The sequence below is a fragment of the Bacilli bacterium genome (assembly GCA_036381315.1).
Classification (GTDB): Bacteria; Bacillota; Bacilli; order Paenibacillales; family KCTC-25726; genus DASVDB01.
Genome location: DASVDB010000100.1, coordinates 1 through 7,281 on the forward strand (window position 1 = coordinate 1; position 7,281 = coordinate 7,281).

Genomic DNA, 7,281 nt, shown 5'->3' on the forward strand with positions numbered 1-7,281 from the left:
CAATCGGAGCGGGCACCGTGCTGGATATTGAAATGGCCCGGCAGGCTGTTGCGGCCGGCGCGGAATTTTTGATTTCGCCCAATTTGGACGAAGAGGTGATCCGTTACGGATTGGATCACGGGTTGGATGTATGGCCCGGCGTCATGACGCCGACGGAAATTGTCCGGGCGTGGAAAGCGGGGGCATCGGCTGTGAAAGTATTCCCTTCGGGTACGCTCGGCGCGAATTATATAAAAGATATCCGCGGGCCGTTGAACCACATTCCGTTGATTGCCACCGGCGGCGTCAACCTGCAAAATATTGCGGATTATTTCAAAGCCGGCGCGGTAGCTGTCGGACTGGGCGGCAATCTGGTGAACAAAACGCTGATCAATAGCGGCAATTTTGCGGAGATCGCCCGTTTGGCAAGCCAATATGTCGCGGCTGCCCGGCAGGCTGGTGAAGCGGGATGACGGACGCGCGCGACAAGCGGGATTGCGCGGTTGACGTCGTTACGTTTGGGGAAAGCATGGTATTGTTTACCCCGATGCAGGAGACGCCGCTCGCTTACGCTTCGTTATATATCAAATCTGTGGCCGGCGCGGAAGGCAATTTCGGCGTTGGCCTTGCGAGATTAGGCAAAAAGGTGCGCTGGATCAGCCGGCTCGGCACTGATCCGTTCGGCGATTTTGTGCAATCGACGCTCGCCGGGGAAGGGCTGGACGTATCCCGCGTGATTCGCGACGAAACGCATCCGACCGCCGTATTTTTCAAGGAAAATAAAAGTGCCGGCGATCCCCGCGTGTTTTATTACCGCAAGCATTCGGCGGCAAGCCGCCTGCATCCGGACGATGTGCGGGAGGATTGGTTTTCCGATGCGCGGCATTTGCATGTCACCGGCATTACGCCGGCGCTTGGCGAGCATACCGGCGAGATGGTGATCGCGGCCATGAAGATGGCAAAAGCGCAAGGTCTTACCGTCTCGTTTGATCCGAACATCCGCTTTAAACTGTGGGATGAAGCGACTGCGCGCAGTACGCTTCTGGCCATGCTGCCGCTGTGCGATATTTTTTTGCCGGGGATCGAAGAGGCTGAATTTCTGATCGGCGAAAAGCCGGTTGAGCAATATGGCCGGGCGTTTTTGGAAATGGGTCCGAAAGTTGTGGCGTTGAAGCTGGGAGCGGAAGGATCGATCGGATTCGCCCGCGGGTTTGCGGCGAAAGCAGCCGGCTTTCCGGTGCCGCGGATCGTCGATACGGTGGGCGCCGGCGATGCGTTTGCGGCCGGTTTTATGTCGGTCATATTGGACACGGAGATCGGGCGCCTGACGGAAGAGACATTGACCGCGGCGTTGACGCGCGGAAATTTGTTGGGCTCGATGGCTACGCAATTCCGCGGCGATTGGGAAGGCTTGCCGACGCTTGCCGAAGTCGAAAGGCGTCTGGCCGGCGGCAAAGACAGAACAAGATAGAAGAAGAAAAATGCAAACTCGGCCGCGTTTGGGCGCTACCTTGCGGCCAACAAGCTGCGCGCTGGATGCTGGCCTTTACGCATCGGCGCGGCTGCGCCAATGGGCAGCCCTGTTGTTGCTGCCCGTGCAACCGGTAGCCCCGTTGCTCAAGCTTTCCGCGCTAACGGACGTATTTGCCGCTATTTTGCGAAAAAACGCTATGTGGAAATTTTAACGGACGCAGGTGCCGTTTTTTGACCGAAACCCGGCCCCAAAGCCATAAAAATAGGCAAATAAGCGCAATGGCGTCCGTTACAATTTTAAAGGCGAAAAAAATCGCCAATTAACGTCAATGGCGTCCGTTAGAGCATGTCGGCAACGTATGACGGTTAGGGCGCGCCCGAATTGGGCCGCCATGCGGCGTATGATCGCGCATACCAACAAACGGTTGGCAGCAACGCACATCCAAACCGGCCATCATGCGGCGCACGATCGGTTAACCTGCTACTTGTTGGCAGCAACGGCACATCCAAACCGGCCATCATGCGGCATACTGGCATCACAATTTTCAGCCGGAGATGTTCGCGCTAACTTTAACCCATATTGTCAAGCGGGCAATGGCTTCAAAACACGAAGACCCGCGTTGGAATACGCGGGAGCACGTCAGAACATGCTGGAACACTCTGGAACACTTTGGAACAAGAAACCAGTTGAAATTCCCCCGTGATTTTGTTATATTATGTTTTGTCGGTTTGCGGACGTGGCTCAGGGGTAGAGCATCGCCTTGCCAAGGCGAGGGTCGCGAGTTCGAATCTCGTCGTCCGCTCCATTTTTTTGTCCTTTTGTGCCCTTAGCTCAGCTGGATAGAGCGTTTGACTACGAATCAAAAGGCCGGGAGTTCGAATCTCTCAGGGCACGCCATATAAGCGCCGGATACGCGGGTGTAGTTCAATGGTAGAACTCCAGCCTTCCAAGCTGGTAGCGTGGGTTCGATTCCCATCACCCGCTCCATAAAGTTAAAATCGAGAATCCTTGTCTGACAAGGATTTTTTTATTTTGTCGAGTTTCTTGGGAATTCCGGTATCGGATGGAAATATGTCGGATATCACACCGCGGATTAGGCAGTTCCGCCAGGCGCCCTGGCTGAAGCGACAGCTGCGTGATGTTCGGACATCGATGTTATCGGTCCGCCGTTTCCCGAACATGCGGTTATGGGTGCTAATGTGTTCGCCGATCAGGGCGAGCGGTTCAATCGTGAGGGTGCTGATATGCTTAACAAGTTTCCGGTCTGCCTACATTGGTACGGAACTTTGCTGTAGACGCCGCCGTTTACCGGTTGAAATGCATCATTGCTAACAACTTGGACCTGACAGGTCTTTTTTTGTATTATAAAATAAAAAAAGATTTTTTTACGGTCTATTTTTTGTAGTAAGATATAAAAAGAAATGGATAGAGGTGGTCCGAAGGATGAGGGAAGACGAAATGCATACTGTTGCCGGTCGGACCTCCCCCAACAATTCATTAAGGCGAGATGTCCGTTTTCTCGGGAATATATTGGGCGAGGTTTTAGTGCACCAGGGAGGCCATGAACTGCTGGATCATGTTGAAAAGATCAGGGAATTGAGCAAATCCCTGCGGGCGAATTTTTCCACCGAATTGTATGAGGAATTTAAAGCAACAATAAATTCGTTGAAGCCGGAGTTCAGACATCTGGTTATTCGCGCGTTTGCGATTTATTTTCAGTTGGTCAATATTGCCGAGCAAATTCACCGCATTCGCCGAAAGCGCGACTATGAACGTTCGGCGGGGGAGAATGTGCAGCCGGGCTCGATTGAAAGCGCGGTTATCGATTTGAAGGAAAAAGGCGTATTATCCGATGAAATTCGCGAGATGCTGGACGGCATTTCGCTTGAGTTGGTTATGACCGCGCATCCGACGGAAGCGATGCGGAGGGCCATTCTGGACATTCACCAACGGATTGCGCAAGATATGCTGGAACTGGACAATCCGACATTGACGTTCAAAGAGCGCGAGCTTTTGCGCGGCAAACTGCGGAATGAAGTGTTGACGCTCTGGCAGACGGATGAACTACGTGACCGCAAGCCGACCGTCATCGACGAAGTACGCAACGGGCTTTATTATTTTGACGAAACGCTGTTTGAAGTACTGCCAAGCGTTTATGAAGAATTGGAAAACTGCTTGAACAAATATTACCCTGAGCAAGACTGGCATGTGCCCACTTATTTGCGTTTCGGGTCGTGGATCGGCGGCGACCGCGACGGCAACCCGTCCGTGACGGCGGAAGTCACCTGGAAAACCCTTACCATGCACCGTCATTTGGCACTGAAAAAATATGCGGAAAACATCAGGAAACTCATGCGTTTGATGACGTTCAGCGCTTCCATCGTCACGGTGACGGATGAGTTGAAGGAATCGATCCGATCAGACAGGGAAAATATCAACAGCAAATCGGAAGATATATGGCGCAACGATAAAGAGCCTTATCGCGTCAAGCTTTCCTGTATGCTGGAGAAAATCCAGAACACTGAAAACAACGCGGACGTAAATCCGCGGGCAAAATACATGTCGGCTGAAGAATTGCGGGCGGATCTGGAAATTATCGACCGCAGTCTGCGGTTTCATTTTGCCGACTTTGTTGCCGACACACAATTGAAAAGATTAATCCGCCAGGTTGAGTTGTTCGGTTTTCATCTGGCTACGCTGGACGTCAGGCAGCACAGCAAGGAACATGAACTGGCGCTTAGTGAAATTTTGCAGAAGATGGGCATTCTATCCGATTACGGAAAGCTTGGGGAAGCCGAAAAGATTGATTTGCTCCACCGGCTGCTGCAAGACCAGCGCCCTTTGACTTCGCCCTATACGGAATATTCGGAAGCGACGCAAGAGTGCCTGAATTTGTTCCGCATGATCAAAGCGGCGCAACAGGAGTTTGGCGCGGAGTGCATCAAAAGCTATCTGATCAGCATGACGCAGGGCGCCAGCGATTTATTGGAAGTGCTGCTTCTGGCGAAAGAAGCGGGCCTGTACGGCAGGCATATGGACGGGAAAGTGTTCTGCACGCTGCAGCCTGTTCCGTTATTTGAAACAATCGACGATTTGCATGCCGCGCCGGATATCATGCGGTCGTTATTCGCCTTGCCGGCCTACCGGGAAAGCGTGAAAGCGTTTGGCGAGCTGCAGGAAATCATGCTCGGCTATTCCGACAGCAACAAAGACGGCGGCGTCGTAACGGCAAACTGGGAGCTGCGCGTCGCCATGCTGACGATCACCGAAGCGGCCAACGAAGCGGGGGTCAAACTGAAATTTTTCCACGGTCGCGGCGGCGCGTTAGGCCGCGGCGGGATGCCGCTAAACCGCAGTATCGTCGCCCAACCGTCGCATACGATCGGCGGCGGCATCAAGATTACGGAGCAGGGCGAAGTTTTGTCCTCCCGCTATTCCATGCGGGGAATTGCCTACCGCAGCCTGGAGCAGGCGACTTCGGCGCTATTGTCGGCGGCCATGCAGGCGCGCCATCCGCAATCGATTTTGCAGGAACACGAATGGGAAAACATCATGCGGGACATTTCCGCAACCGCGCTGCGCAAATATCAGGATTTGGTATTCCGCGAGCCGAACTTCGTGGAATTTTTCAAGGAATCCACGCCATAGCCGGAAATTGGCGAGCTAAACATCGGCTCGCGCCCGTCCAAACGGAAAAACAGCGATCGGCTCGAAGATTTGCGGGCCATTCCGTGGATGTTCGCCTGGACGCAAAGCCGCTACTTGATGCCGGCGTGGTATGCCGCAGGAACCGGATTGTTGTCGTTTTATAACAATAACGAGGACAACCTGCGGATATTGCGGGAAATGTACGCAAAATGGCCGTTCTTCAGTTCCTTGATCGACAATCTGCAAATGGCTTTGGCCAAGTCGGATTTGCTTATTTCCAAAGAATACGCCGCAATGACGAAAGACGAACAGGTGCGCACGCGGATCTTCGGGCAAATTATGGACGAATACAGGCTGACGAAGGACATGCTGCTTAAAGTGACAGGACAAAAAGAAATCCTCGACAACGTTCCGGTCATTCAGGAATCGGTTCGCTTGCGCAATCCTTATGTCGATCCGCTCAGCTACTTGCAAGTGCGCTTGTTGGCGGAACTGCGATCTTTGCGGGAAAAAGGAGAAGATGACGCCAATCTGCTGCGTGAAGTGCTGCTGACGATTAACGGAATCGCCGCCGGACTTCGCAATACGGGCTGATCGTCAATTCGAATCATGGTAAAATTGCGTCTCAACAAATGGGCTGCCGCTCTTCTCGTTTTGGTCGGGGCGTCCAGCTACGGCTTTTTGTCACCGGTAATCAAACTGGCCTATCAATCCGGATTTAGCGATGCGCAGGTTACGGCTAGCCAAATCATCTGGGGAACGATTCTGACTTGGGGCATTCTGCTTTTCAGGCCCAAGGATTGGACAAACCCTTTCCGCGGCCCGTGGTTGCGTTTGGCGTTCATCGGCATTTTTGGCCTGGCCATGACGACCGTAGTGCTCAATTTTGCCCTGCATTATTTGCCGGTATCCTTTTCCGTCGTGCTTTTGTTTCAGTTCACCTGGATTACACTTGTCATCGAATCCGTAATCGCCCGCAAGATGCCCCGTCCGAAGCAAATCGGTTCGGTTGCCGTCATTCTGGCTGGCACTTTTCTGGCAGTGAACATGACCGCCGCCGACCTGCACAACGTACAACCCGTTGGCATTCTGCTCGGATTGGCGTCGGCGGTGACATATAGCGCATTTATCATGATGACGGGCAGGCTGAATACGAAAATGGCCCCCGTCATGCGCTCGGCGGTGATGCTGACCGCCGCGCTGCCGATTGCAGCCTTTTTGGCGCCGGTACAGTCGCTCGTGCGGCCCGGGATGTGGCCGCTCATGCTTTGGGGCATCCTGGCCGGAATTTTGGGGCAGGTCATCCCGACGATTTGCTATAATGTCGGCATTCCGGTCATCGGCGGCTCCCTGTCCGCGGTGCTCGGTTCCATCGAGCTTCCCGTTGCCGTATTGGCATCGAGCCTGATAGTGGGCGAAAAGGTGCATGCGTGGCAGTGGTTCGGCATCATTTTAATCGTTGCGGGCATTGCGCTCGCGGAATTGAAGACAGGGAAAAAAGTCATACGCAATATGCAGGAGGAGTCCAGGTGAATGTTTTGGAAACAAGGCTGGCCAAGCTGGCCAAGAGAGGAGACCGCAACGCGTTTTCCGAACTCGTTCGTCTATACAGCACCAAAATATTTCATCTGGCTTACCGCATGCTGAACAATCGGCAAGAAGCCGAGGATGTTGTTCAGGACACCTGTTTGCGCGTTTACCGCAATCTGGATAAATATGATCCCGAGCAAAGGTTTTCCACATGGATTTACCGCATTGCCACCAATCTTTGCATTGACCGCCTGCGCAGACGAAAAGGGCAATATTCGCTCGACGCCGATTTGCCGGAAGGGGACGGCCTGGATTGGCATTCCATGTTGGCAAGCGAGGAAAGAGGACCGGAGAGCAGTTTGCTCCTGTCGGAAACGCAAGCGAAAGTGCGCAAAGCGATCAATACGCTCCCGCAAAAATATAAAGCGGTCGTTGTGCTGCGCTACTTGCAGGACTTATCGCTTCAGGAGATCAGCGAAATTTTGGGACTTCCGGTTACAACGATCAAAACGAGAGTGCACCGCGGGCGGGAATACCTGCGCAAGAAGCTGGAGGAAGATCATTTAATCTGAATTTGAAACAATCTTCAGTAAGAAACGTATGGTATAGCACGAGCAGTTTGAGTTACGGAAGGAGCGGCCGAAAGTGGA

At 53.2% G+C, this 7,281-nt stretch carries 4 protein-coding genes, 3 tRNA genes and 1 pseudogene; all 8 read left to right on the forward strand.

Annotated features, from left to right (window positions below):
- Positions 1-452 (forward strand): bifunctional 4-hydroxy-2-oxoglutarate aldolase/2-dehydro-3-deoxy-phosphogluconate aldolase (locus VF260_07375; GenBank protein ID HEX7057004.1); only part of this gene is annotated, 452 nt, incomplete at its 5' end.
- Positions 449-1,450 carry a sugar kinase gene (locus VF260_07380; GenBank protein HEX7057005.1) on the forward strand — a complete coding sequence of 334 codons (1,002 nt, stop codon included), beginning with the start codon at positions 449-451 and terminating at the stop codon, positions 1,448-1,450. The genes VF260_07375 and VF260_07380, both read left to right, overlap by 4 nt.
- Positions 1,451-2,183: 733 nt before the next feature.
- Positions 2,184-2,258 (forward strand) — tRNA-Gly (locus tag VF260_07385).
- A gap of 15 nt (positions 2,259-2,273) precedes the next feature.
- A tRNA-Arg gene (locus VF260_07390) sits at positions 2,274-2,350 on the forward strand.
- A 16-nt stretch (positions 2,351-2,366) separates the two neighbouring features.
- Positions 2,367-2,440: transfer RNA gene (locus tag VF260_07395), tRNA-Gly, on the forward strand.
- Between the two features lie 471 nt (positions 2,441-2,911).
- A pseudogene (gene ppc, locus VF260_07400) lies at positions 2,912-5,695 on the forward strand (phosphoenolpyruvate carboxylase).
- 15 nt (positions 5,696-5,710) lie between these two features.
- A complete protein-coding gene (locus tag VF260_07405; protein ID HEX7057006.1) occupies positions 5,711-6,634 on the forward strand; it encodes a DMT family transporter in 924 nt (307 codons plus the stop codon).
- Positions 6,631-7,203, forward strand: a complete 573-nt coding sequence (gene sigW / locus VF260_07410; GenBank protein HEX7057007.1) for an RNA polymerase sigma factor SigW — start codon at positions 6,631-6,633, stop codon at positions 7,201-7,203. Before VF260_07405 ends, sigW begins: the two co-directional genes overlap by 4 nt.
- The last annotated feature ends 78 nt before the right edge of the window (positions 7,204-7,281 follow it).